At 68.2% G+C, this 25,597-nt stretch carries 15 protein-coding genes; 12 read left to right on the forward strand and 3 right to left on the reverse strand.

The genetic code is table 11. The annotated features are described in order from the left end of the window. The first annotated feature begins 454 nt into the window (after positions 1-454). Positions 455-1,528, forward strand: a complete 1,074-nt coding sequence (locus I8N67_RS31875; RefSeq protein ID WP_200307721.1) for a lytic polysaccharide monooxygenase auxiliary activity family 9 protein — start codon at positions 455-457, stop codon at positions 1,526-1,528. Positions 1,529-1,816: 288 nt separating this feature from the next. Here the strand turns inward: I8N67_RS31875 and I8N67_RS31880 are convergent, their stop codons facing one another. Continuing rightward, positions 1,817-5,614 (reverse strand): GH92 family glycosyl hydrolase, encoded by a 3,798-nt coding sequence (locus I8N67_RS31880; protein WP_200307722.1) that lies wholly within the window; start codon positions 5,612-5,614, stop codon positions 1,817-1,819. A gap of 472 nt (positions 5,615-6,086) precedes the next feature. Here I8N67_RS31880 and ngcE point away from each other — a divergent pair, with 472 nt between their 5' ends. From ngcE to I8N67_RS31925, 9 genes are all read left to right on the forward strand, one after another. Then, on the forward strand, positions 6,087-7,565 hold the full coding sequence (gene ngcE / locus I8N67_RS31885) for an N-acetylglucosamine/diacetylchitobiose ABC transporter substrate-binding protein (protein WP_200307723.1): 1,479 nt from the start codon (positions 6,087-6,089) through the stop codon (positions 7,563-7,565). Between the two features lie 85 nt (positions 7,566-7,650). Next, positions 7,651-8,577 carry a carbohydrate ABC transporter permease gene (locus tag I8N67_RS31890; RefSeq protein WP_200307724.1) on the forward strand — a complete coding sequence of 309 codons (927 nt, stop codon included), beginning with the start codon at positions 7,651-7,653 and terminating at the stop codon, positions 8,575-8,577. A gap of 4 nt (positions 8,578-8,581) precedes the next feature. Then, complete coding sequence (locus I8N67_RS31895) at positions 8,582-9,505, forward strand: carbohydrate ABC transporter permease (RefSeq protein ID WP_200307725.1); 924 nt, start codon at positions 8,582-8,584, stop codon at positions 9,503-9,505. A 252-nt stretch (positions 9,506-9,757) separates the two neighbouring features. Then, positions 9,758-10,957 carry an ROK family transcriptional regulator gene (locus tag I8N67_RS31900; protein ID WP_200307746.1) on the forward strand — a complete coding sequence of 400 codons (1,200 nt, stop codon included), beginning with the start codon at positions 9,758-9,760 and terminating at the stop codon, positions 10,955-10,957. A 123-nt stretch (positions 10,958-11,080) separates the two neighbouring features. Next, the gene (locus I8N67_RS31905) at positions 11,081-12,178 is read left to right on the forward strand and encodes a sugar ABC transporter substrate-binding protein (protein WP_372443847.1); all 1,098 of its coding nucleotides are present in this window, start codon (positions 11,081-11,083) and stop codon (positions 12,176-12,178) included. A gap of 212 nt (positions 12,179-12,390) precedes the next feature. Further along, positions 12,391-13,182 carry an ATP-binding cassette domain-containing protein gene (locus tag I8N67_RS31910; protein ID WP_200307726.1) on the forward strand — a complete coding sequence of 264 codons (792 nt, stop codon included), beginning with the start codon at positions 12,391-12,393 and terminating at the stop codon, positions 13,180-13,182. Then, positions 13,179-14,516, forward strand: a complete 1,338-nt coding sequence (locus I8N67_RS31915; protein WP_200307727.1) for a sugar ABC transporter permease — start codon at positions 13,179-13,181, stop codon at positions 14,514-14,516. Before I8N67_RS31910 ends, I8N67_RS31915 begins: the two co-directional genes overlap by 4 nt. 312 nt (positions 14,517-14,828) lie before the next feature. Then, the gene (gene dxs, locus I8N67_RS31920; RefSeq protein WP_200307728.1) at positions 14,829-16,748 is read left to right on the forward strand and encodes a 1-deoxy-D-xylulose-5-phosphate synthase; all 1,920 of its coding nucleotides are present in this window, start codon (positions 14,829-14,831) and stop codon (positions 16,746-16,748) included. Between the two features lie 180 nt (positions 16,749-16,928). Next, the gene (locus I8N67_RS31925) at positions 16,929-18,452 is read left to right on the forward strand and encodes an amino acid permease (RefSeq protein WP_200307729.1); all 1,524 of its coding nucleotides are present in this window, start codon (positions 16,929-16,931) and stop codon (positions 18,450-18,452) included. A gap of 13 nt (positions 18,453-18,465) precedes the next feature. Here I8N67_RS31925 and I8N67_RS31930 read toward each other — a convergent pair whose 3' ends face one another. After that, entirely contained in the window at positions 18,466-18,834 is a 369-nt protein-coding gene (locus tag I8N67_RS31930; RefSeq protein ID WP_200307730.1) for a PIN domain-containing protein, read from the reverse strand. A gap of 204 nt (positions 18,835-19,038) precedes the next feature. Here I8N67_RS31930 and I8N67_RS31935 point away from each other — a divergent pair, with 204 nt between their 5' ends. Next, a complete protein-coding gene (locus I8N67_RS31935) occupies positions 19,039-20,157 on the forward strand; it encodes a DUF8189 domain-containing protein (protein ID WP_200307731.1) in 1,119 nt (372 codons plus the stop codon). Between the two features lie 90 nt (positions 20,158-20,247). Here the strand turns inward: I8N67_RS31935 and I8N67_RS31940 are convergent, their stop codons facing one another. Then, positions 20,248-21,363: an LCP family protein gene (locus tag I8N67_RS31940; protein WP_200307732.1), complete on the reverse strand. Its 1,116-nt coding sequence runs from the start codon at positions 21,361-21,363 to the stop codon at positions 20,248-20,250. 376 nt (positions 21,364-21,739) lie between these two features. Between I8N67_RS31940 and I8N67_RS31945 the strand changes: the two genes are divergently transcribed. Further along, positions 21,740-25,588 carry a bifunctional glycosyltransferase/CDP-glycerol:glycerophosphate glycerophosphotransferase gene (locus tag I8N67_RS31945; RefSeq protein ID WP_307835431.1) on the forward strand — a complete coding sequence of 1,283 codons (3,849 nt, stop codon included), beginning with the start codon at positions 21,740-21,742 and terminating at the stop codon, positions 25,586-25,588. Positions 25,589-25,597 lie beyond the last annotated feature (9 nt).

Below are 25,597 nucleotides of genomic sequence, written 5' to 3' on the forward strand. Positions count from 1 at the left end.
TTGCGCCTCAGCTTCCGCCTCCACAGTCGTCTCGCGCGGCCGTCCTCCCCTGGGCGTGCGGCAACGACTACGGAATGGAGCTCCTTCGACAGCATCTCCTTTCGTCACCTCACCACCGGTGAGCTGACCGTACGCCGGGTCCCACCGTCGTACGAGAGTGTTCCTGTCATCGCACGGGCCGCGCCCCTCCGGGTGCGGCCCTTGTGCGTCGGTACGCGTCAGGCGTTTACAAGCACACCACTCCGCGCTAGCTTCCGAAGAAGGTGGGGGTGGGAGCGCTCCCATACCGAGCGGCGGACCGGAACCCGCTGCCCGGACCGGCTCCCACCCCCACCCATCCAGCCACACGCGGACGTACACCCACACGTGCGTCCACAGGCACACGCGCATCCACACGTACATACACAGGCACACGCGCACGTACCCAAGAGCCGTACACGCAAGGAGCCTTGTCATGCTCGTGACAAATCTACGATTAAAGCTACCCCGCCGCCACCGCGCACTCCTCCTCGTTCTGCTCGCCCTCGTGACCACGATCCCGGCGCTCGGCCTGGTCGTCACGGCGGGCAGTGGCAAGGCGGAGGCGCACGGCACCCCGATGAAGCCCGGTAGTCGTACCTTCCTGTGCTGGCAGGACGGGCTGACCGACACCGGGGAGATCAAACCGGTCAACCCGGCCTGTCGCTCCGCACAGCAGGTGAGCGGGACGACCCCGTTCTACAACTGGTTCTCGGTGCTCCGCTCGGACGGCGCCGGCCGCACCCGGGGCTTCGTCCCCGACGGCCAGCTGTGCAGCGGCGGCAACACCAACTTCACCGGGTTCAACACCCCCAGCGCAGACTGGCCGTTGACCCACCTCACCTCCGGCGCGACCGTCGACTTCTCGTACAACGCGTGGGCGGCGCACCCCGGTTGGTTCTACGTCTACATCACCAAGGACGGCTTCGACCCGACGAAGACGCTCACCTGGAACGACATGGAGGAGCAGCCGTTCCTGAGCGTCGACCACCCGCCGCTGAACGGCAGCCCGGGCACGGTCGAGGCCAACTACTCCTGGACCGGGCAGCTTCCGGCCAACAAGTCGGGCCGCCACATCGTCTACATGGTCTGGCAGCGTTCCGACAGCGCGGAGACCTTCTACTCCTGCTCCGACATCGTCTTCGACGGCGGCAACGGCGAGGTGACCGGCATCAAGGAGCCCGGCAACCCCACCGAACCGGTACCGGGCGAGTGCGCCGCGACCCGGCGTACGACGGGCAGTTGGACCGGCGGCTACCAGTCCGAGGTCGTCGTCACCAACACCGGCGACGTGCCGATGCTCGGCTGGATGGTCAACTGGACACTGCCGACCGGGCAGAAGGTCGACAGCCTCTGGAGCGGCAGCCCGACCTATTCCGGACAGGACGTGATGGTGCACAACGCCGACTGGAACGGGTCGTTGGACCCCGGCGAAACCGCCACGTTCGGGTACGTCGTACAGGGGTCGGGAGGTGATCCCGCGGCGACGCTGCCCTGCCGGGTGGGCTGACCGGGCCCGATCCGCGGGACGGGCCCCGCGCTCGGGGCGGACCGGGTGAGCGGGCGGTGCGTGCTCACCCGGTCCGCGAGCCGCGCCCGGTACGGGGGAGACCGGGCGCGGAGGGAATGTGGCTCGGGAGACCGAAGGACTGGACAAGGACAACGTTGTCGAGTGGTCTGAACATGACTCTATCGTTTCAACGGCCAACGACGTCAAGCGGGTTGGGGTCGGGTGGCGCCGGACCGTCAGGACGGTCCGGCGCCGGACGACACCCGGGCGCATGTCGTCGCCCGGGCGTCAGGACAGGAGCTCCACCTCCGCCAGTGTCGCCGTGTCGTCCAGGACCAGCCGGTAGTGCCCGTACGTCTTCGGGGCGGGGAGCGAGAAGGCGCGGGTCTGGCGGTCCCAGGTGAAGGATTCTCCGGAGCGTCGGTCGAGGGTCCGCCAGCGGGTGCCGTCCGTGGAGCCCTGGAGGGTCCAGCCGGTGGGTGCCTCGGTGCGGTCGGACGAGGTGAGCGTGTACTGGACCGCCTTGGTGCGGGCGGGGACCGGGAGCGGCACGGTCTTCACCGATGCCTTCGTCGACGACGTGTCGTCGAACAGCTCGCCCTCGCCCTCGATGGCGTCCGAGCGCGGCGCGGGCACCTCGCCGTTCTTCGTGATCGACACCGGCGCGGCGCTCTCGCCCGTGCCCCAGCGGGACGGCTTCGGACCCATGTCGAACTCCAGGACCCCGCCCTTGGAGATGAGCGCGTGCGGCAGTGAAGTCGACGTCCACGCCTTGCCGTTGACCTTCAGACCTCGTACGTACACGTTCTTCGCGCTGTTCTTCGGGGCCTCGACCACCAGGTCCCGCCCGTTGTCCAGATGGACCGTCGCCTTGGTGAACAGCGGTGAGCCGACGGCGTATTCGCCGCTGCCCATCACCAGCGGGTAGAAGCCGAGCGCGGAGAAGAGGTACCAGGCGGACTGTTCGCCGTTGTCCTCGTCGCCGTGGTAGCCCTGGCCGATGTCGCTGCCGACGTAGAGGCGGGAGAGCGCCTCGCGGACCTTCTCCTGGGCCTTCCACGGCTGCCCGGCCGCGTCGTACATGTAGATCGCGTGGTGGGCGACCTGGTTGGAGTGGCCGTACATGCCCATGCGGACGTCACGGGCCTCGGTCATCTCGTGGATCACTCCGCCGTAGGAGCCGACGAGGTCGGGGGAGGCCGTCTCCGGGGTCGCGAAGTAGGTGTCCAGCTTCTTCGCCAGCCCGCTCCGGCCGCCGTACAGGTTCGCCAGGCCCTTGCTGTCCTGCGGTGCGGTGAAGGCGTAGCCCCAGCCGTTGGTCTCGGTGTAGTCGTGGCCCCAGACGCGGGGGTCGTACTTCGAGGAGTCGAGCCGCCAGGCTCCCGTGCCGTCCCGGCCCTGGAAGAAGCCGGCCTCGGCGTCGAACAACTCCACATAGTTCCTGGCCCGGTTGAGGAAGTACGCCGACTCCTCCCGGTAGCGCTTCTCGCCCGTCTCCCGGTACAGGGCCTGGCCCATCCGGGCGATGCCGTAGTCGTTGAGACAGCCCTCCAGCGCCCAGGACAGGCCCTCGTGGGTGTCGGTGCTCGTGTAGCCGAGGAAGGGCGAGGTGGCCATGCCCTTGCGGCCGACGCCCGCCGACGGCGGGACGACCGTGGCGTTCTTCAGAGCCGCCTCGTACGCCGACTCCGCGTCGAAGTCGACGCCCTTCACATACGCGTCGGCGAACGCCACGTCCGACGAGGTGCCCGTCATGAGGTCCGCGTAGCCGGGCGAGGACCAGCGGGAGGTCCAGCCGCCGTCCTTGTACTGCTGCACGAAACCGTCGGCCAGCTCACCGGCCTGACCTGGCGTCAGCAGCGAGTAGGCGGGCCAGGTCGTCCGATAGGTGTCCCAGAAGCCGTTGTTGACGTAGACCTTGCCGTCGACGATCTTCGCGCCGGTGTGCGTCGGGGTGTCCGGGCCGGTCATGGGGGAGAAGGGCGAGGCGTACCGGTACTGCGAACCGACCTTCTCGAAGCCGGAGTTGGGGTACAGGTACAGCCGGTAGAGGCTGGAGTACAGCGTCGTGAGCTGGTCGGGGGAGGCCCCTTCGACCTCCACCTTCCCCAGAACGCGGTCCCACTGCGCTCGCGCCCGGTCCTTCACCGTCTCGAAAGGCGTGCCGTCCGGGATCTCCTGGCGCAGGTTGTCCTTCGCCTGGTCGAGGCTGATGAGGGAGGTGGCCAGCCGGAGGGTCACCGAGCGGTCCGCGCCGGCGTCGAAGCGGAGGTGGCCCTTCACCCCGGTCGAGCCGCCGTCCGTCACCGGCGCGTCGAACACCCCGTACACGAAGAGCCGGGTCGCGCCCGTCGACAGCCCGGACTTCACGTCCGAGAAACCCGTCACGACCCCCTCGGCCTTGTCCAGGGTCAGGCCCGCCTGGTCCGTCACATTGTCGAAGAGGACGCTCGCGTCGTCGCCGGGATAGCTGAAGCGCAGCGCCGCCGCGTGGTCCGTCGGCGCCATCTCCGCCTTGACGCCGTTCTCGAAGCGCACCCCGTAGTAGTACGGCCGGGCCGTCTCGTTCTCGTGCCGGAAGGCCAGCGCCCGCGCTGTACGGCCCAGGTCGGGGGTGCCGGTGGCGGCCGACGGCATCACCTGGAAGGTCTGCCGGTCTCCCATCCAGGGGCTCGGCTCATGACTCGCGCTGAACGCCTGGACGGTCGGCAGGTTGTCGGCGTTGTTGGCCCGCGCGTAGTCGTACAGCCAGCTCAGCGAGCCCGCGTTGGTCACCGGCGTCCAGAAGTTGAAGCCATGCGGTACCGCCGTCGCGGGGAAGTTGTTGCCGCGGGAGAAACCGCTGCTGGAGTTGGTGCCCCGGGTGGTCACCGCGTAGTCGGAGAGATGGGCCTTCGGCCGCTCGGGCGCGCGCACCCGCAGCGTCACGTCGTCGAGCCAGCCGCGGAACCTCGCCGGCCCCTTCGCGGAGTCGTACGCCACCACGATCCGGTCCACGGTCCGCCCGGCGGCGACCGAGCCGATCCGCGCGACCACGTCGTTCCACTGATTGACGTACAGCACCTTCGCCGCGCCCTGGCCGCGCGGCGACAGCGGGAATCCGTGCTGGTCGACCGCCCGCAGCTCACTGAGCGAGGTGCCGTCGGTGAAGACCAGGTCCACCGCCACGTTCGTCGCGTCGTAGTCCAGATCGCCCTCCGCCATCGACGGGAAGATCCGGTACGCCAGCTCGGTGTCCCGCTCGACGTCCACATCCACGTCGAAGACCTTGTTGTACGAGTACGCCCGGCCGTCCGCCGTGTGCCGGCCCGCGTACCGCAGGGCCCGCTCGCCGGTGAAGCCCGCGCCCGCCTTCGCGGTCGCCGAGCCGCTCGGCCCCCGGTCGACCAGAGACAGCATGTCCCTCGGCGCGGGCTCCTGCCCGCCACCGGTGGAGAACTGCACGTCGGCGAGCTGGATGATGGTGGAGGCCCCGTTGTTCTTCGAGATGTCCAGCCGGTAGTGCCGGTACTCGGCCGCCGCGTCGCCGGGGAGGTCGTACGACTTCGTCTCGAACCGCTCCCCGAAGGTTTCCCCGGAGCGGGTGTCGAGGGTCCGCCAGTCCTTGCCGTCGGCGGAGCCGCGCAGGGTCCAGTCCTTCGGGTCGCGTGTCTCGAAGTCGTTCGCGGAGGTCAGCGCGTAGGTGACGACCTTGGCCGGCTTGTCGAGGTCGAACTCCGCCCAGCCCGTGGGCTGGAAGCTGAGCCACTTGGTGCCGGGCTCGCCGTCGACCAGGTTTTCCTTCACCTCGCCGCCGGAGGTGTTCTCGCCGCTCGCCCGGACGTCGGTGACGTGGTCGGTGATGTTGCCGGGGATGCCGGTGGTGTAGCCGCCGTCGACGCCGGATGTCCGCCGGGAGCCGTCCGGTGCCGTGTCGACCGTACTGAGCCAGTCCGGAGCCGGGTCGTCCGGTTCGAACGAGGAGCTGAACTCCCGCTCACCGGTCGCCGGTCGGTCCGGGAACGCCATGGCCGCGCCCTGCGAGGCCACCACCAGAGCGAACGCGGCGGCGCCGAGCGCCGCCGTGGAACCCCGTCTGTGCCGCATCGGCGAGCACTCTCCCTACGTCCAGCAGACCGTTTTCGATCAAGAAGTGATCAAAGAAGGACAACGTTGTCGATCGTTTAACGCAGGGACCAGTAGGGGTTGAAGTGACGAGTGATGTCAAGGGTGTTGAGTGCGCCATCCGGGTCGAATGGCGGGGATTTTCCGGTCGGGCGGTGCAAGGGCGCTCATATTTCCAAGAGGTCTCAACTCGGAAAAGACCGATGGTCAACCTTGCATTCGATCTTGCCCCCTCGACAGGAAGTGGACTATACCTGTCGGCGTCCGCATAGTGGTCGCACAGCTGCGGACGGGCACTACCTGGGGGGAATTACCGGCGGTCGCGGACGTGTCCGCGCGCCGACCGCGGTCTTGCCCCTGTTGAATCCTCACGCACGACCCCAGCTTGAACCGACCGCGGTGCCGGGAGGATCCGGTTCACCGCCTGAGTCCTGGAGAAGGCGAGGACTTGAGCATGGGATCCACTACGGCTGAGAACGACAACGGCGCCGAGGACATCGGCGCCACCGGCCCCGAAGGCGTCGGCCGCCGCGACCTGATCAAGCGTTCCGCTGCGCTGGGCCTGATCACCGTCCCTACGATGAGCTTCCTGTCGGCCTGTGCCAGCAGCGGCGGAGACGGCGAGGAGAAGGCCGAGGCGGGCGAGAAGACCGCGAAGAACCCGCTCGCCGTCAACGACAGCGCGCGGATGGAGTTCGTGCTGTTCGACGGCGGCTTCGGCAAGGAGTACGCCGAGGACGCGGTGAAGATCTACGAGAAGAACTTCCCCAAGGCGAGCGTGAAGTTCTCCGCCACCCAGAAGATCCAGTCCACGCTCCAGCCCCGCTTCAACCAGGGCACCCCGCCCGACCTGATCGACAACTCCGGCGCCGAGCAGATGGACATGGGCGTCCTGGTCGGCAAGAACCAGCTTGCCGACCTCACCCCGCTCCTCGACGCCCCGTCCTACGACGACGCCGACAAGAAGGTCCGCGACACGCTGCGCCCGGGCATCGTTGAGATGGGGCAGTTCGACGGCGACCCTGTCTGGATCATGTACTACGCCTACACGGTGTACGGCGTCTGGTACTCGCGGAAGGCCCTGGACTCGCTCGACGAGCAGTACCCCGAGACCTGGGACCAGATGCTCACGGTCTGCGAGAAGGCCAAGAAGAAGGGCATGGCGGGCTGGACGTACGCGGGTAAGTACCCGTATTACATCCCCTTCTCGCTCTACCCGATGATCGCCAAGGTGGGCGGCCGGGAGGTCCTCGACTCGATCGACAACCTGGAACCGAACGCCTGGAAGAACCCGGCGGTCAAGGCGTGCTTCGACGCCTACTACGAGCTCTACCAGAAGGGCTACATCCTCAAGGGAACCCCAGGACTGGACCACATCCAGTCGCAGACCGCCTGGGCCGAGGGCAAGGCGCTGTTCATCCCGAACGGCTCCTGGGTGGAGAACGAGTCCGCGAAGGTCATCCCGTCGGACTTCGACCTGGCCGTCTCCGCGCCCACCGGTCTCGACTCCTCCGACAAGATGCCCTTCGGCACCATCTGGGCCTCCGGCGGCGAGCCCTTCATCGTCCCGGCCAAGGCGAAGAACGGCGCGGGCGGTATGGAGCAGCTGCGCATCATGCTCAGCGAGGCGTCGTCCAGGAACTTCACCAGCAAGGTCAAGTCGCTGACCGCGTACAACGGCGGCACCGACGGCATCACCCTGACCCCCGGCCTCGAGTCCGGTGTCGCGGCCCTGGAGAAGGCCGGTGACAACGTGGTGAATCCGCGTATCCAGGACTGGTACGTGCAGTTGCAGAAGGAGCAGATCGGTGTGGCGGGGCTCGGCGAGATGATGGCCGGGCGGCTCACGCCGGCCGAGGCCATCAAGAAGATCCAGGGCTTCGCCGACGCGGCCGCCAAGGACTCGTCGATCAAGCACTACAAGCACCAGTGAGGAATCGCCACCAGGGCCTGTCCCGGGCACCCGTCCCGGGCGGGCCCTGGCGGCCGGGTCCGCGCGCAGATCGGGGTCGGTGGTAATGCAGCACGGCAAGTACCGGTTCATCGTGGGGTTTCTTGCGGTGCCCCTCGGACTTTACGCACTTTTCGTCGTCTGGCCTTTCATCCAGTCCATCTATTACTCGTTCACGGACTGGACCGGTCTGAGCCCCGAATTCAAGATGGTCGGGTTCGACAATTACGAGCGGATGCTCGACGACACGATCTTCTGGAAGTCGCTGCAGCACAGTCTTCTGTTCGCGTTGGTGCTGCCGGTGGTGACGATCGGTCTCGCGCTGTTCTTCGCCTTCATGATCAATGTGGGGGGCCGTCACCGGAAGGGCGGCCCGGTCGTCACCGGGGTCCGTGGCTCGTCCTTCTACAAGATCGTCTATTTCTTTCCGCAGGTGCTCTCGATCGCGATCGTGGCGCTGTTGTTCGCCTTCGCGTACAACCCGGACAGCGGCGCGATCAACTCGATCCTGCGGGGTATCGGGCTGGACAGCGTCCAGCCACTGTGGCTGGGCGATCCGGACCTGGCCCTGTGGGCCGTGATGGCGGTGCTGGTCTGGTCCACGGTCGGCTTCTTCGTGGTCCTCTTCTCGGCGGGCATGGCCTCCATCCCGACGGAGATGTACGAGGCCGCCCTGCTCGACGGGGCCGGCCGCGCCACCACGTTCTTCCGGGTGACCCTGCCCCTGCTGTGGGACACGGTGCAGTCCGGCTGGATCTACGTGGGCATCCTCGCCCTCGGCGCCGAGGCGTTCGCGGTCGTGCAGATCATGACGACCGGGCCCGGTGGCCCGGACTACTCGACCACGGTCATGGTCCTCTACGTGTACCAGAAGGCGTTCCGCGACGGGCAGGCCGCCTACGCCACCACGATCGGCGTCGCCCTGCTCGTCGTCACGCTGGCCTTCGCCGCCATCGTGATGCGGCTGGGCCGACGCGAGCGGCTGGAGTACTGAATTGATGAAGACCGCCGAGACCCCCGCCCCCGTACCGGCCGAGTCCGGTGCCTCCGTCGTCAAGGTCGACGGCCCGGCCGGGCCGCGTCGGAAGGAGAAGAAGCAGGGCGCCACCCTCAACGTCTTCTCGCACGCGATCCTGATCATCTGGGCGATCATGGTGGTGATGCCGTTGCTGTGGGCGGTGATGACGTCCTTCAAGGACGACCGCTCCATCTTCAGGTCACCCTGGTCGCTGCCGGACAGACTGCACTTCGACAACTGGTCGCGGGCCTGGACCGAGGCCAATATGAGCGACTACTTCCTCAACACGATCCTGGTGGTGGGGGGTTCGCTCATCGGCACGCTGGTGCTCGGTTCGATGGCGGCGTACGTGCTGGCCCGCTTCGACTTCCCGGGCAACCGCTTCATCTACTTCCTGTTCATCGGCGGCATGAGCTTCCCGATCATGCTGGCGCTGGTGCCGCTGTTCTACGTCGTGAACAACATGGGCCTGCTGAACACGATCCACGGCCTGATCCTGGTCTACATCGCGTACTCGCTGCCCTTCACGGTGTTCTTCCTGACGGCGTTCTTCCGCACACTGCCGACGTCGGTGGCGGAGGCGGCCTTCGTGGACGGCGCCTCGCACACGAGGACCTTCTTCCAGATCATGATGCCCATGGCCAAGCCCGGCCTGATCAGCGTCGGCATCTTCAACTTCCTCGGCCAGTGGAACCAGTACATGCTTCCCACGGTCCTCAACACCGATCCGGACAAGCGGGTGCTCACCCAGGGACTCGTCCAGCTGGCCGTCAGTCAGGGCTACAAGGGCGACTGGTCCGGCCTCTTCGCCGGCCTGGTGATGGCGATGCTGCCGGTGCTGGCGGCGTACATCGTGTTCCAGCGGCAGGTGGTGCAGGGGCTGACGGCCGGGGCGCTGAAGTGACTCTCCGGTACCAGGCGGGACCGCCTCACCTCTGCGACCCTGAAATAGACCGTGCGTGCGACCCTCAAGTAGCCGCAGAGTGACATTTAGTGGTCATTCGGTGACCTCAGTTTCCGTCAAGGACTTGACTGCGGTAACCCGTTCAGCGGAGCTTGGAGTTCACAACTTGTAAGTGACCCGGGTTTCGCAGCTGTGAGCCGGGTCACGGGCGGCGTCGGGGTCGCCCGGCCTGGGACGGGAGTGGATGAGTCGATGGAGACTCCGGGGTCGCAGTCGTCGCTGCACCGAGCAAATCTCGAACGCGTCGTCCGGGCGGTGCGCCTCGCCGGATCGCTGACGCAGGCGGAGATCGCCAGGACGACCGGCCTGTCCGCTGCCACGGTCTCCAACATCGTGCGCGAGCTGAAGGACCGTGGAACCGTCGAGGTCACGCCCACATCGGCGGGTGGCCGCCGGGCGCGCGCGGTCTCGCTCAGCGGGGACGCCGGCATCGTCATAGGCGTGGACTTCGGGCATACGCATTTGCGCGTCGCGATAGGGAATCTCGCCCATCAGGTGCTCGCCGAGGAGGCCGAGCCGCTGGATGTGGACGCCTCCTCGACGCAGGGCTTCGACCGGGCGGAACAGCTGGTCACCCGGCTGGTCGAGGCCACCGGCGTCGACGCCTCGAAGATCGCCGGCGTGGGCCTCGGCGTGCCCGGCCCGATCGACGTGGAGTCCGGGACGCTCGGCTCCACCGCCATCCTGCCGGGCTGGACCGGCACCAAGCCCGCCGCCGAGATGCGCGCCCGCCTGGGCGTCCCGGTGCACGTGGACAACGACGCCAACCTCGGCGCCCTCGGCGAGCTCGTCTGGGGCAGCGGCCGGGGGGTGCGCGACCTGGCGTACATCAAGGTGTCCAGCGGCGTTGGTGCCGGACTGGTGATCGATGGCAAGATTTACCGGGGCCCGGGTGGCACAGCGGGAGAAATCGGGCATATTACTCTTGATGAATCAGGCCCCGTCTGTCGTTGCGGGAACCGCGGTTGCCTGGAGACGTTCGCCGCGGCGCGCTATGTGCTGCCGCTCCTCCAGTCCAGTCACGGCACCGATCTGACCATGGAAGGCGTCGTGCGGTTGGCGAGGGACGGGGATCCGGGCTGCCGTCGGGTGATCGCCGATGTCGGCCGACACATCGGAAGTGGAGTCGCCAATCTCTGTAATTTGTTGAACCCGAGCCGCGTGGTTCTCGGTGGCGATCTCGCCGAGGCCGGAGAGCTGGTTCTCGGACCCATAAGGGAGTCGGTCGGCCGGTACGCGATCCCGAGTGCCGCGCGTCAACTCTCGGTGTTGCCAGGGTCACTTGGCGGCCGAGCCGAGGTCCTCGGGGCCTTGGCCCTGGCCCTGAGCGAGATGGGTGATTCAACCCTTTTGGACGGGACCCTCACTGCAGCAACCCCTGCCTTCACTTAGAGAACGAAACACGCCGTTGCCAAGCCGTAAGGATTTACTTCTTGACGTCGCACGTGTGGCCGAGTTGACTTCCAGTCACCTCGGTCGCAGTGCTGCGGCCCGTGTCAGGGAGGCACAACCCACATGAACGCAACGATGCGTAGAGTCGTGATCGGCGCCACCGCGGTTTCGCTGGCGCTCTCCGTCGCCGCCTGCGGCAAGGCCGGCGACGACGACTCGGACAGCAGCGGAAGCGGTTCGGACAGCAAGACCATCGGTCTGCTGCTCCCGGACAGCGTCACCGAGCGCTACGCGAAGTTCGACCGCCCGTTCTTCGAGGACAAGGTCGAGGAGCTGTGCTCCGACTGCAAGGTCGAGTACGCGAACGCGGCCGGCGACGCGGCCAAGCAGGCCCAGCAGGTCAGCACCATGATCACCAAGGGTGTCAAGGTGATCGTGATCAGCGCCCAGGACTCCGCCGCCATCAAGTCCTCCATCCAGTCGGCGGTCGACAAGGGCATCAAGGTCGTCGCCTACGACCGTCTGGCCCAGGGCCCGGTCTCGGCGTACGTCTCCTTCGACAACGTCAAGGTCGGTGAGCTCCAGGGTGAGGCCCTGCTCACCGCGCTCGGCGACAAGGCGACCGCCAAGTCGAAGGTCGTCATGATCAACGGTGACGACGCCGACCCGAACGCCGCGCAGTTCAAGGAAGGCGCCCACAAGGCCCTCGACGGCAAGGTCGACATCGCCTACGAGCAGTCCGGCCTGTGGAAGGACACCGTCGCCAGCCAGAAGATGTCCGCCGCCATCACGCAGATCGGCGCCAAGAGCATCGCGGGCGTCTACGCCGCCAACGACGGCATGGCCGGTGGTATCGCCACCACGCTCAAGGGCGCCGGGATCAGTGGCATCCCGCTGACCGGTCAGGACGCCGAGCTCGCGGGTATCCAGCGCATCGTCGCGGGCACGCAGTCCAGCACCGTCTACAAGGCCTTCAAGCCGGAGGCCGACGCCGCCGCCCAGCTCGCGGTGAACCTGCTGGAGGGCAAGGACATCAAGGACCTCGCCACCACGACGCTGACCAGCGGCTCCGGCGACAAGGTGCCCTCGCAGCTGCTGACCCCGGTGTCGGTCACCAAGGACAACATCAACGACACGGTGATCAAGGACAAGCTGTACACCGTCGCCGACATCTGCACCCCCGAGTACGCCAAGGCCTGCACGGCGGCCGGCCTCAAGTAGCCACTTGAGGCGTGACCGCCCCGCGCGGTCCCGTAGAGACCTGTCCGACGCCCGCCCCACTTCAGACCCCGCTTCCGGGGCGGGCGTCGGACGGAACCGCTGCCCGAGTGCGGCGGATCTGCGCATGTCCCCCTGTAAGCCTTGTGCGACAAGCACATTCCTCCGCGCCTGATCTCAAGCGCGGCATCCCCGCCGGTCAGGCGGCGAAGGAGATGGTTCACGTGTCCGCTACGCCCGTGCTGGCGTTGCGCGGAGTCTCCAAGCGATTCGGTGCGGTTCAGGCACTCACCGATGTCGAACTGGAGGTTCACGCCGGAGAAGTGGTCGCCCTGGTCGGCGACAACGGCGCCGGAAAGTCGACCCTGGTCAAGACGATCGCGGGTGTGCATCCCATCGATGAGGGCGTCATCGAGTGGGACGGCAACCCGGTCAGCATCAACAAGCCGCACGACGCGCAGGGCCTCGGCGTCGCGACGGTCTACCAGGACCTCGCTCTGTGCGACAACCTCGATGTGGTCGGCAACCTGTACCTCGGTCGCGAACTGCTCCGCAGGGGCGTCATCGACGAGGTGTCGATGGAGAAGAACGCCCGGGAACTGCTGAGCACGCTCTCCATCCGCATCCCGAGCGTCCGTATCCCGATCGCCAGCCTCTCCGGTGGTCAGCGTCAGGTCGTGGCGATCGCCCGCTCTTTGATCGGTGACCCCAAGGTCGTGATCCTCGACGAGCCCACCGCCGCCCTCGGTGTGGAGCAGACCGCGCAGGTCCTCGACCTGGTCGAGCGGCTGCGCGACCGCAACCTCGGTGTCATCCTCATCAGCCACAACATGGCCGATGTGAAGGCGGTCGCGGACACCGTGGCCGTGCTGCGCCTGGGCAAGAACAACGGTTCCTTCCCGGTGAAGGACACCAGCCATGAAGAGATCATCGCCGCCATCACGGGCGCCACGGAGAACGCCGTGACCCGTCGTGCGGGGCGTCGCACCACGGAGGCGGCAAAGTGAGCGACACGTCCAAGACCGTGAAGGACGATTCCGCCGGAACCGAGGGTGTCGTGAAGGGCCAGAAGACGGTCGCTCCCGCCGACGACCCCACGGCCGCCCCGGTCACCGTCGTCGACCCCCGGCTGCTGATCCGCGAAGAAGGCCTCAAGGGCTACCTCACCGAGTTCAAGCGCAAGATCAAGGGCGGCGAGCTGGGCTCGCTGCCGGTCTTCGTCGGCCTGATCGTCATCTGGACGATCTTCCAGCTGCAGAACGATCGTTTCCTCAGCGCCGGCAACCTCTCGGACATCAGCTACTTCCTGTCGGCCACCGGCATGCTCGCCATCGGTCTGGTGTTCGTGCTGCTGCTCGGCGAGATCGACCTGTCGGTCGGCTCGGTCAGCGGCCTCGCGTCCACGGTCTTCGCCGTCTTCGTGGTCACCCACGGCATGAACTCCTGGCTGGCGCTGATCCTCACGATCATCACCGGCATCGGCATCGGCGCCCTGCACGGCTGGTTCTTCGCGAAGATCGGCGTACCGGCGTTCGTCGTGACCCTGGCCGGCTTCCTCGGCTGGAACGGTCTGATGCTGTGGCTGCTCGGTTCGAGCGGCACGATCAACATCCCGGACGACAAGGGTCCGGTCCAACTGCTGGGCCAAGGCTCCTTCTTCATGGACCAGGCCATCGTCGGCGCCTACATCCTGGCCGGCCTCGGTGTCGCGTCCATGGCCGTGGGCTCCTTCGGTGAGCAGCGCCGCCGCCGGGCGGCCGGGGTTCCGTACCGGCCCACCAGCGAGATCCTGCTGCGCGTGGGCGCCCTCGCGGTGGCGTCGTTCGTGGCCGCGGCCGTGCTGAACAACGCGCGGGGCGTCTCCAACGCGCTGGTCATCTTCCTCGCGTGCCTCGTCATCGTCGACTTCGTGCTGCGGCGTACGCCGTACGGCCGCAAGGTCTTCGCGGTCGGTGGCGGCATCGAGGCGGCGCGGCGCGCGGGTATCAACGTGCCGCTGATCCGGATCACCGTGTTCGGTATCTCCGGCATGTTCGCGGCGATCGGCGGCATGTTCTTCGCCGGTCAGACGGCGAGCGCGACGCTCAACGCCGGTGGCGGCAACACGCTGATGCTGGCCATCGCGGCCGCGGTCATCGGTGGCACCAGCCTCTTCGGCGGGCGTGGGTCGGTGTGGTCGGCGCTGCTGGGCATGCTGGTGATCCAGTCGATCCAGAACGGTCTCGACCTGCTGAACATGAACACGTCGATCCAGTACATGATCACCGGTGCGGTGCTGCTGGGTGCGGTGGTCATCGACTCGGTCTCCCGCAAGAGCCAGAAGGCGGCGGGGCGCGCGTAGCGGTTTGCGGGGGCGCCGTCGGGGTCCTGCTCGTTGTCGGCTGCGGGTCGTCCGTGGGCTGGTCGCGCAGTTCCCCGCGCCCCTGGCGGGGGCGTCGGCGCCCCTCGATGGAACAAGTGCTCGGTGTCGAATGTGGCGCCGGGCACTTCTCTTTGTTGTCGGACGTTTCGTACGGGTACGTCTGCGCAGGATGGTCTACGGCCATTCGCGTGATGCGGGACCCACCGGCCCGGGGGTCGGGCGCGAACGCGGAAGAATTAGACTTCGACGAGCCCGGCAACGCTCGAACAGCACTATCGCAAGGAGGCACGGGTGCCGCTGCTGACCCGCATCAGGGGACCGCGCGATCTGGACCGGCTCAGCCTGGAGCAGCTGGACCAGCTGGCGGAGGAGATCCGGACCTTCCTCGTCGAGGCGGTGTCAAAGACCGGCGGTCATCTCGGCCCGAACCTCGGCGTGGTCGAGCTCACCATCGCGCTGCACCGGGTCTTCGACTCGCCCAAGGACAAGGTGCTGTGGGACACCGGCCACCAGTCCTACGTCCACAAGCTGCTGACCGGCCGCCAGGACTTCTCCAGGCTGAAGATGAAGGGCGGCCTGTCCGGCTACCCCTCGCAGGCCGAGTCCGAGCACGACGTCATCGAGAACAGCCACGCCTCCACGGTCCTCGGCTGGGCCGACGGCCTGGCGAAGGCCAACGAGGTGCTCAAACGCGACGACCACGTGGTCGCGGTCATCGGCGACGGCGCCCTCACCGGCGGTATGGCCTGGGAGGCGCTCAACAACATCGCCGACGCCAAGGACCGCCCCCTGGTCATCGTCGTCAACGACAACGAGCGGTCGTACGCGCCGACCATCGGCGGGCTCGCCAACCACCTGGCCACCCTGCGGACCACCGACGGGTACGAGCGGTTCCTGGCCCGGGGCAAGGACCTGCTGGAGCGGACGCCCGTCGTGGGCCGGCCCCTCTACGAGACGCTGCACGGCGCCAAGAAGGGGCTGAAGGACTTCATCGCCCCGCAGGGCATGTTCGAGGACCTGGGGCTCAAGTACGTCGGGCCGATCGACGGACACGACATCGAGGCCCTGGAGTCCGCGCTCGCCCGCGCCAAGCGGTTCGGCGGGCCGGTCATCGTGCACTGCCTCACCGAGAAGGGCCGCGGCTACCAGCCCGCCCTCCAGGACGAGGCGGACCGCTTCCACGGCATCGGCCCCATCCACCCCGACACCGGCCTGCCGGTGAAGGCCTCGGGCGCCGACTGGACCTCCGTCTTCGGCGACGAGATGGTCCGGCTCGGCAAGGAGCGCGAGGACATCGTCGCGATCACGGCGGCGATGCTTCAGCCGGTCGGTCTGAAGAAGTTCGCGGACTCCTTCCCGGACCGCATCTACGACGTCGGCATCGCCGAGCAGCACGGCGCCGTGTCGGCGGCCGGCCTCGCCGCGGGCGGTCTGCACCCGGTCTTCGCGGTGTACGCCACCTTCCTCAACCGCGCCTTCGACCAGGTGCTGATGGATGTCGCCCTGCACAAGTGCGGTGTGACGTTCGTCCTCGACCGGGCCGGTGTCACCGGCACCGACGGGGCCTCGCACAACGGCATGTGGGACATGTCGATCCTCCAGGTCGTGCCCGGGCTGCGGCTCGCCGCGCCGCGCGACGCCGACCAGGTGCGCGCCCAGCTGCGCGAGGCGGTCGAGGTCACCGACGCGCCGACGGTGGTGCGCTTCTCCAAGGGCGCCGTCGGACCCGCCGTACCGGCCGTGGGCCGCGTCGGCGGCATGGACGTACTGCGGGAGCCGGGCACCGACACCCCGGACGTGCTCCTCGTCTCCGTCGGCGCCCTCGCGCCGATGTGCCTGGAGATCGCCGGCCTGCTCGACAAGCAGGGCATCACCACGACCGTCGTCGACCCGCGCTGGGTCAAGCCCGTCGACGAGCACATGGCCCCGCTCGCCGACAAGCACCGCGTGGTCGTCACCGTCGAGGACAACTCCCGTGTCGGCGGCGTCGGTTCGGCCGTCGCCCAGGCGCTCCGCGACGCCGGTGTCGACCTCCCGCTGCGCGACTTCGGCATCCCGCCGCGCTTCCTCGACCACGCCTCCCGCGCCGAGGTGATGGCGGAGATCGGGCTCACCGCGCCCGACATCGCCCGCCAGGTCACCGGGCTCGTCTCCAAGCTCGACGGCCGCCTCGAAGACACTCCCTCCGAGGTGGAGCCCGCGCGCGACTGACGCAATGAGTTGGGCCGTCAGGGCCGGTTTCGCCATCCTTTGCGGTGGTGGGACCGGCCCATTCGCGTGAAACCGCTCGCGCCGGGGCACACGCTCCCCAGTCTCGGCTTCGCTCGACCGGGGGACCCCCATCGCCCCCTCTCGATCATGTCGAGGACGCCAAGTGTGGGAGGTAGGCCCGTGAGCAGCACACTCTTCCGGACGAAGAAGGTCGAGCAGTCCATCCTCGATACCGAGGAACCAGAACACGCGCTCAAGAAATCCTTGTCCGCGCTGGATCTGACGGTCTTCGGCGTCGGTGTCATCATCGGCACCGGCATCTTCGTCCTCACCGGCACGGTGGCCAAGAACAACGCCGGTCCCGCCGTCGCCCTCGCCTTCGTCGTGGCCGGTGTCGTCTGCGCGCTCGCCGCCCTGTGCTACGCGGAGTTCGCGTCCACGGTCCCGGTCGCCGGATCCGCGTACACCTTCTCGTACGCCTCGCTCGGCGAACTGCCCGCCTGGATCATCGGCTGGGACCTGGTCCTCGAGTTCGCGCTCGGGACGGCGGTGGTGGCCGTCGGCTGGTCCGGGTACATCCATTCGCTGATGGACAACGCGGGCTGGGAGCTGCCGGCCGCGCTCGGTACGAGGGACGGGGCGGACGGGTTCGGCTTCGACATCCTCGCCGCCGCGCTGGTCCTGGTGCTCACCGCCGTCCTCGTGCTGGGCACGAAGCTCTCCGCGCGCGTCACCTCGATCGTCGTCGCCATCAAGGTGACGGTCGTCCTCACCGTGATCGTCGCGGGCGCCTTCTTCAGCAAGGCCGACAACTACGACCCGTTCGTGCCGAGGGCGCAGGAGGTGCCGGCGGGCGACAGTCTCCAGTCGCCGCTGATCCAGCTGATGTTCGGCTGGGCGCCCTCCAACTTCGGTGTGATGGGCATCTTCACCGCCGCGTCCGTCGTCTTCTTCGCGTTCATCGGTTTCGACGTCGTCGCCACGGCCGCCGAGGAGACGAAGAACCCGCAGCGCGACATGCCCCGCGGCATCCTCGGCTCCCTGCTCATCTGCACCACCCTGTATGTGGCTGTGTCCATCGTGGTGACCGGCATGCAGAACTACACCGAGCTGTCCGTGACCGCGCCGCTCGCCGACGCCTTCAAGGCCACCGGGCACCCGTGGTTCGCGGGCTTCATCAGCTTCGGCGCCGCCGTCGGCCTGACGACGGTGTGCATGATCCTGCTGCTCGGCCAGACCCGGGTGTTCTTCGCGATGAGCCGCGACGGACTGCTGCCCCGCTTCTTCTCCCACGTCCACCCGCGGTTCAAGACCCCGCACCGGCCGACCATCCTGCTCGGTGTGATCATCGCGGTCCTCGCGGGGTTCACACCGCTGAGCGAGCTCGCCGAGCTGGTGAACATCGGCACCCTGTTCGCCTTCGTGGTCGTCGCGATCGGCGTGACCATCCTCCGCCGCACCCGCCCCGACCTGCACCGGGCGTTCCGCACCCCGTGGGTCCCGTTCGTCCCGATCCTCTCGGTGTGCGCCTCCCTGTGGCTGATGCTCAACCTGCCCACCGAGACCTGGCTCCGCTTCGCCTTCTGGATGGTCCTCGGCTTCTTCGTCTACTTCGCCTACGGCCGCTCGCACAGCCGGCTCGGACGCCACGAGGAGACCGGCGTGGACGAGGTCCTCAAGCCACCGGGCCGCGACGCCCCCTAGCGTGCCCGCCGGCTCAGCGGTCCCCCCGCACCGTGCGCGGGCCGGCCACCTCAGCGCCCAACTCTCCGACCCTGCGCCGTAGTTCACGGTCGGCGGTGACGACGAGGCAGGCGCGGTCGCGGCCCTCCTCGGCAACCAGTTCCACGATGCGGTCGTCACCGCTGCGGGGGGCCGCGTCGACCCGTACGCCCGGCACCGCAGCCACGCCGCGGGCGGCGCCCTCGACGACCATGACGAGTTCGACCGGCTCGTCGCGGCCGGGCACCCCGTCCCGGGCGAGCCGGTCGCGCAGGCGCTCCGCAGCGCCCCGCCGGTCGCGCCACCAGCCGTCGGGGACGGAGCCGATGACGTTGGCGGCGTCGATGATCACGAGTGTCGTCACGGTGCTGCCTCCTGGGTCGTGCCGCGTCCCGTCCAGTGTCGCCGACCGGCCGCGACGGCCACGACCAGGCGCCCGGCGAGAGCGCGACCGGGCGACCGGGCCCGAGGGAACTGGTGAACGAGCGGCATATGATGTGCCGAGAATTCAAGGTCCCGTGTGCATGCATGTCCATGACGCGGTGGATTTCGGAAGGGACGCCAGGCCATGCGGAGAAGGTCGGCAGGTTCCACCGGCGCTGCCCGCCCGGCCGGGGCCACGGGGACGACGGACCGCCGCCATCTCGCCTCGGGAGCGGCCCACGGCACTTGGCTCACCTCCGGCAAGGACGACCGGCTCAGTCTGTACGCGCCCACAGACGGCGGAGTGCTGCGCTGGACGGAGGCGCGTCCGGGCGGGACGGACTGGAGCGGGCCGCACTTCGTGGCCGTGGCCGGTCTGACCGACCTGACGGTGGTCCAGGGCGCCGATCGATATGTCCATTTCCTCGGCCGCCGTGAGCGTACCGGCGCCGACGGGGCGAAGAGCGTGGACATCGTGCACGCCATCCAGTACCAGACGGGTCTCGCCGTCACCGACTGGCGCTCGCTGGGCAACCCGCACAAGGACCGCGAGCAGGGCCGGGATCTGAGCGCGCCGGTGGGTGCGATCGCCTCCGACGGAACCGTGCACGTCTTCGCGCGGAACGCCGACCACGCTCTGGCGTCGCGCCGCGAGGCGCCGAACGGCAAGTGGCGGGCCTGGGAGGATCTGGCCGGAAACGGCGTCGAGGGACTGCCCGCGCCGGTCGCCCTCGCCGACGGCCGGATCGAGGTCTGCGCCGCGGCGCGGACCGGAGTGCTGCTCTGGCGGCAGCCGGCGGTGGGCGGCGCCTTCGAGGCGCCGCGCGGGTTCTCGCTGCGGCCACAGCCCGGCACGGTCGCGGCTGTGGAGACAGGGCCGGACCGGGCCACGTTCTTCTGGACGGACGCCGCCGAGGGCTCCGCCGCCGCCTGGCGGCCGGGCGGCTGGCCCACCGCGCTGGGGGCGTCGCCCGCCGAGAGGCCGTACGCGGCGCTGCGCACCTCGCTCGACGGCTACGACTGCGTGGTGCTCGCCTACCGGGGACAGGACGGCGCGGTCGTACTCGGCCTGGGCGGGACCGAGAACGAGGCCGACGGCTTCTGGTGGTACGCCCTGCCCGAACTCTGCCAGGGCGCTCCGGCGTTGACCCGGGACGGCCGGGGCCGCGTGGTCATGGCGCTGATCGATCCGGACGGCGTACCGCGGGTGGCCCGCCAGGACGAGACCTCGGGGCTGACCCTCGGGGAGTGGCAGCGGCTCTGAGCCGGTCGTCGAGCCGCGCATGATCCGCGGGTCGGTGAGCCGGGGCCGCCGCCGGTTCGGGCAGGGGCCCCCAGATGCTCGACCTGTCGCTCAGCCCCCCGTGGCGGGCGACTTCTTGGCCGACTCGGGAATCGCCGAGTCCGTACGGATCGCCTTCCACAGGGTCGTCGCCTGCGGCTCCGCCGCGACCACCCGGTTGGGGTCCGTCTTGTCGTAGGCCACCGGAAGCATGATCGTCTCCATGGTGGCCGGGTCGACGCCGTTCATGCTGCGGGCGAACGTGGCCAGTTGGCTCAGGGAGTCGAGCTCCGAGTCGGTCGTGAGCGACTCGGTGAGGCTGTTGGCGATCTTGTACGCCTTGGTGGGGCTGCCCAGCAGGTCCTGCTCCTGGATCTCGGAGAGCAGGGCGACCATGAACTGCTGCTGCAGGCCGATGCGGCCGAGGTCGCTGCCGTCGCCGACGCCGTGCCGGGTGCGGACGAAGGCGAGGGATTCGGTGCCGTCCAGCTTGTGGGTGCCCGCTTCCAGGTCGAGGCCGCTGGACTCGTCCTCGATGGCCTTGTCGGTGGTGACCGTCACACCGCCGATCGCGTCGACGAGCCCCTTGAACCCGGCGAAGTCGATCTCCACGAAGTGATCCATCCGGACGCCGGACATCTGCTCCACGGTCTTGACGACACAGGCCGGACCGGCGAGCGAGTAGACGGAGTTGAACATCACGCGCTTCGCCGAGGCGAGCGTGGAGCCGTCGGACTTGGTGCACTCGGGGCGGGTCACCAGTGTGTCGCGGGGGATGCTGACGGCGACGGCCTTCGTGCGGCCCTCGGGTATGTGCATCACCAGGGCGGTGTCGGAGCGCGCTCCCGAGACGTTGCCCGTGCCCAGCGACGCGTTGTCGCCCGAGCGGGAGTCGGAGCCCAGCACGAGGATGTTCTGGCCCGAGGTGGGAAGTTTCTCCGGCCGGTCGTCACCGATGGCCTTGTCCAGGTCGACGCCCTCGATGTTGCCGTCGAGGCTGCTGTAGAGCCAGTAGCCGGTACCTCCCGCGCCCAGCAGCACAACCGCGAGGACCAGCAGCACTATTCGGCCCCACCGGCGCTTGCCGCGCTCCCGCCGCCGGCGTCGGCCGGCGCCCCCGGACTGACCTCGGCCGCCGGGAGCGGCTCGCCGGGCACGCCGCGGCTCGGTGGTCGCGCTGTGCGTCATGGTGTTCGGTCCCTCTCCTCACGGGCTCCGCGCAGCGGAGTGATGGGGCCCGGGTGGGGGGAGGCCGGCCCACCGATGTCTTCCGTCCAGTGGCGCAACTATAGGCATGGGTCAAAGAAGCGCGAACTGTAGCCCAAGAACGCGATTAACAACACATTACGAGCACTTGACCACCCTTAAGGTGGACATAAGATGTGGTGATCCTGTGGTGTGTGTATCGGACATTCTTTGGAGTGGCGAACGATGTCACGGGGTTGGCGGTGCTCGGAGGCAAGGGGGCCTGGGCCGGGCGATGCCGCGCAGATACGGGGTGTCCGGAGGAACCTGGCCGGTTTGTCCGGATAGGTGAAATGTCAGGGTGGGAGCGGGGGGCTTGGTGGAACGGCCGCGTCTGAGTGTTGTCGTGCCATTTCAGGATGTCGAGGTCTACCTGGCCGAGTGTCTGGAATCGATCGCGCGCCAGTCCTTCGGTGACTTCGAGGTGATATTGGTCGACGACGGGTCGACCGACAGGTCCCCCGAGATCGCGGCGGAGTTCTGCGCCAGGGACCGACGTTTTCGGGTGATCCGTCAGGAATCGTACGGACCCGGGCATGCCAGGAATGTCGGCATCCGCGCCATGCATCCCGAAGGTGAGTTCCTCGCCTTCGTCGACGGCGACGACGTCATTCCCGAGTACGCCTACGAGCTGCTGGTCCGCACCCTGGAGGAGTCCGGTTCGGACTTCGTCTCGGGCAACGTGCAGATGATGAACTCCTCCAAGAAGTGGCAGTCCCCGCTGCACAAGAGCCCGATGCAGAAGAACCGCCGCGGTACGCACATCACCAAGTTCGAGGCGCTCATCTACGACCGCACCGTCTGGAACAAGCTGTTCCGGCGGTCCTTCTGGGACTACCACTACATCCAGTTCCCCGAAGGCGTCCTCTACGAGGACTCGTGGGTCAACATGTTCGCCCACTTCCGTGCCGACAAGGTCGACGTCATCACGGACATCGTCTACTTCTGGCGGCGCCGCGAGGGCGGGGCGGCCCCCTCGATCACCCAGCGGCACACCGAGCTCTCCAATCTCCGGGACCGGGTCGCCGCCGTGCGGTCGGTGAGCCGCTTCCTCGGCGAACGCCGTTCCCGTACGTACGTCGAGAGCAAGCGCAAGTACGACCTCGCCTGTCTGAAGTCCGACCTGCTGCTCCATCTGAAGGTGCTGCCGGACGCGGACGAGGAGTACCAGGACGCCTTCATGGACTGGGCCAACGAGTTCCTGGACGAGGCCGACCCCGACATCATCGACGAACTCCCGGCGGACTCCCGCGTCAAGTGGCTCCTCGTGCGTGAGGGCCGCATGGACGAGCTGCTCGACGTCATCGAGTTCGAGCGCAAGGGCGGCCCGATGCCGGTCCAGCGCCGCTTTCGCCGCTACCTCAAGTACCCCTACCTCGGCGACCGAGGAGTGGGTCTCGACAAGAAGGCCTACCGGCTCGACAAGGAGTTCTCGCTCCACGGCTCGCTCACCGGTGCGCGCTGGCACACCGCCGACATGCTCACCCTCACCGGCAGCGCGTACGTGCGCTTCATCAACGTGCACCGACGCCACATGTCGACCAAGGCCATCGCCCTGCGGAACAAGAAGCAGGGCCGGATGCTGCTCACCACGGCGAAGACCACCTACGCCCCGCAGGCCACCGAGCAGTCCAACCAGAATCGTTACTGCTACGACTGGGCCGGTTTCGAGTGCCGTATCGACATCACCCGCCTCAAGCACAAGGGGCAGTGGGCCGAGGGGACCTGGGACGTGGCCGCCGGCGTCTTCAGCCGGGGGCTGTTCCGCTACCGGGGCATCGACCGGGGCGGCTCCGGCAGTGCGGCCAACCCGCCGTACCGTTATGTCGACAAGAACACCCGCGTCCTGCCGCTGTTCCTGCAGGGCAAGCTGAAGCTACGCGTGGAGACCGTCCGCTGCCGGATCACCGGGCACCGCGTCGTCGGCGAGACACTGGAGCTGCGCGGCGTCTACCTGGGGCCGAAGGAGCCCGAGTGGGGCAAGCTGCGCGTCGCCAGCATGAACGGGGCGGGACGGCACGATTCGTGGGTCCGCTTCACCCCCGGCGGTGAAGGGTGGTGGACCTTCACCACCCGGATCCCGCTGCGTGAGCTGGTACCCGGCTTCCGCGCCGAGGCCAAGTCCGGCGCGGAGATCCCGAAGTCCTGGAGCATGGGCAGCAACGGCTGGCGGACCACCTTCCACGTCGAGGGTCGCAAGACGGCGATCTATCCCGTCATGGCGGAGGACACCCAGGACGGCCACTACCGCGTGCCCGCCGCACTGCAGACCAGCGAGGGCGACCGCCAGGTCGTCGTGCACCGCAACGGCTCCGGCTACCTCGTGCTCTTCGAGCGCGCGACCCTGCCCACCGCGACCCGCTTCGCCTGGCAGGAGGACGGCTCGCTGGAGATCCAGGGCCGGTACGTGGCCGCCGATCAGCTCTCGGCGGCGGAGTACCGCGCCGCTCACCTCGTGGTGCGCTCTCGCGCGCACGGTGCCGAACGCGACGTGCCCCTGGCCTGGGACCGGGACCAGTTCCGCTGTGTACTGACCCCGGCCGCCATGCGGACGCTCGCCGGCGATGTGCCGCTCGCGGCCGGCCGCTGGGACTTCTTCCTCCGCCGCCAGGACCTCTCCGCGGTCACCCGCGAGGAAACGCTCGAAGACCTCATGGTCAAGATCGAACAAGACCTCATCCCCGCGTTCCCGCAGGACTACGAGGAGAACGAGCGCCGTTACGAGCTCCAGGCAGAGGCGTACGACCGCCTCTCGCTGCTCGTCCACTCCGCCATGCCGGATCACGCCCGCGGCCCGTACCGCCAGAAGATCCTGCGCACCAAGGCCTACCCCGCCGCCCGCCGCAAGCCGGTCCGTCCCGCGATCCTCTTCGACGCGTTCAAGGGCACCCAGTACTCCGACAGTCCGCGCGCCCTGCACGAGGAGCTGGTGCGGCGCGGCGTCGACCTCGAACACCTGTGGGTCGTGCGCGACGACCAGGTCGACGTGCCCGAGACGGCCACACCGGTGCGGATGTGGTCGCCGCAGTGGTACGACGCGCTGGCCAGGAGCGGGTACGTCGTCGCCAACAACCACCTTCCCGACTGGTTCGAGAAGCGGGACGGCCAGGTCGTCGTCCAGACCTGGCACGGCACTCCGCTGAAGAAGATCGGCCACGACATCGAGGCCATCCACTTCGCCGACCAGCGCTATCTGGAGCGGGTCGAGAAGGAGGTGCAGAACTGGGACATGCTCGTCTCGCCCAACAGCTTCTCCACCCCGATCCTCCAGCGTGCCTTCGGTTTCCCGGGCGAGATGGTGGAATGCGGCTATCCGCGCAACGACATCCTGCGAAGACCCGGCATGGAGCAGCGCGAGCGGGAGATCCGCCGCCGTATCGGCCTGCCCGAGGGCAAGCGCGTCGTCCTGTACGCCCCGACCTGGCGCGACGACCAGTTCTACTCACCGGGCAAGTACAAGTTCGACTTCCGCATCGACCTGGAGGACGCGCGCGCCCGCCTGGGCGCCGACCACGTGCTCATGGTGCGCCGCCACCCGAACGTGGTGGACCCGGTGCCGGGGGCGGGCGACGGCTTCGTGTACGACGTCTCCGACTACCCGGACATGGCCGACCTGTCCCTGATCACCGACGTGATGATCACGGACTACTCGTCCCTCATGTTCGACTACGTCAACACCGGCCGCCCGATCCTCTTCTTCACCTACGACCTGGACCACTACCGCGACACGCTGCGCGGCTTCTACTTCGACTTCGAGCAGAGCGCGCCCGGCCCGCTGGTGTACAGCTCGGAGCAACTGGTCACCGCGATAAGTGAGATCGACCGGATCCAGGAGCTCTACACCGAGCGCTACCGGTGGTTCCAGGGCGAGTTCTGCGACCTCGACGACGGCTACGCCTCCGCACGCCTCGCCGACCGGCTCCTGATCGCGGGCGGCGACCTGGCACAGCAGGACGCGAAGGCCCCGGCCGTCGGCACGGTCGACACCCGGCACACGGGCCGCCCGCTCACACCGATCCAGCAGCGGAACACCCACAACTGGTTCGCGCCGCCAGGACAGGCACAGCCGATGGACTCGATGCCCGCGCAATCCCATCCGGAGCAGCAGCAGCGGCCGGTCCGCTCGCTGAACGACGGCCGGGTCTACGAGGGTGTGATCGTCCGATGACGGTGAACC

Source organism: Streptomyces adelaidensis (genome assembly GCF_016598475.1).
Taxonomy (GTDB): Bacteria; Actinomycetota; Actinomycetes; order Streptomycetales; family Streptomycetaceae; genus Streptomyces; species Streptomyces adelaidensis.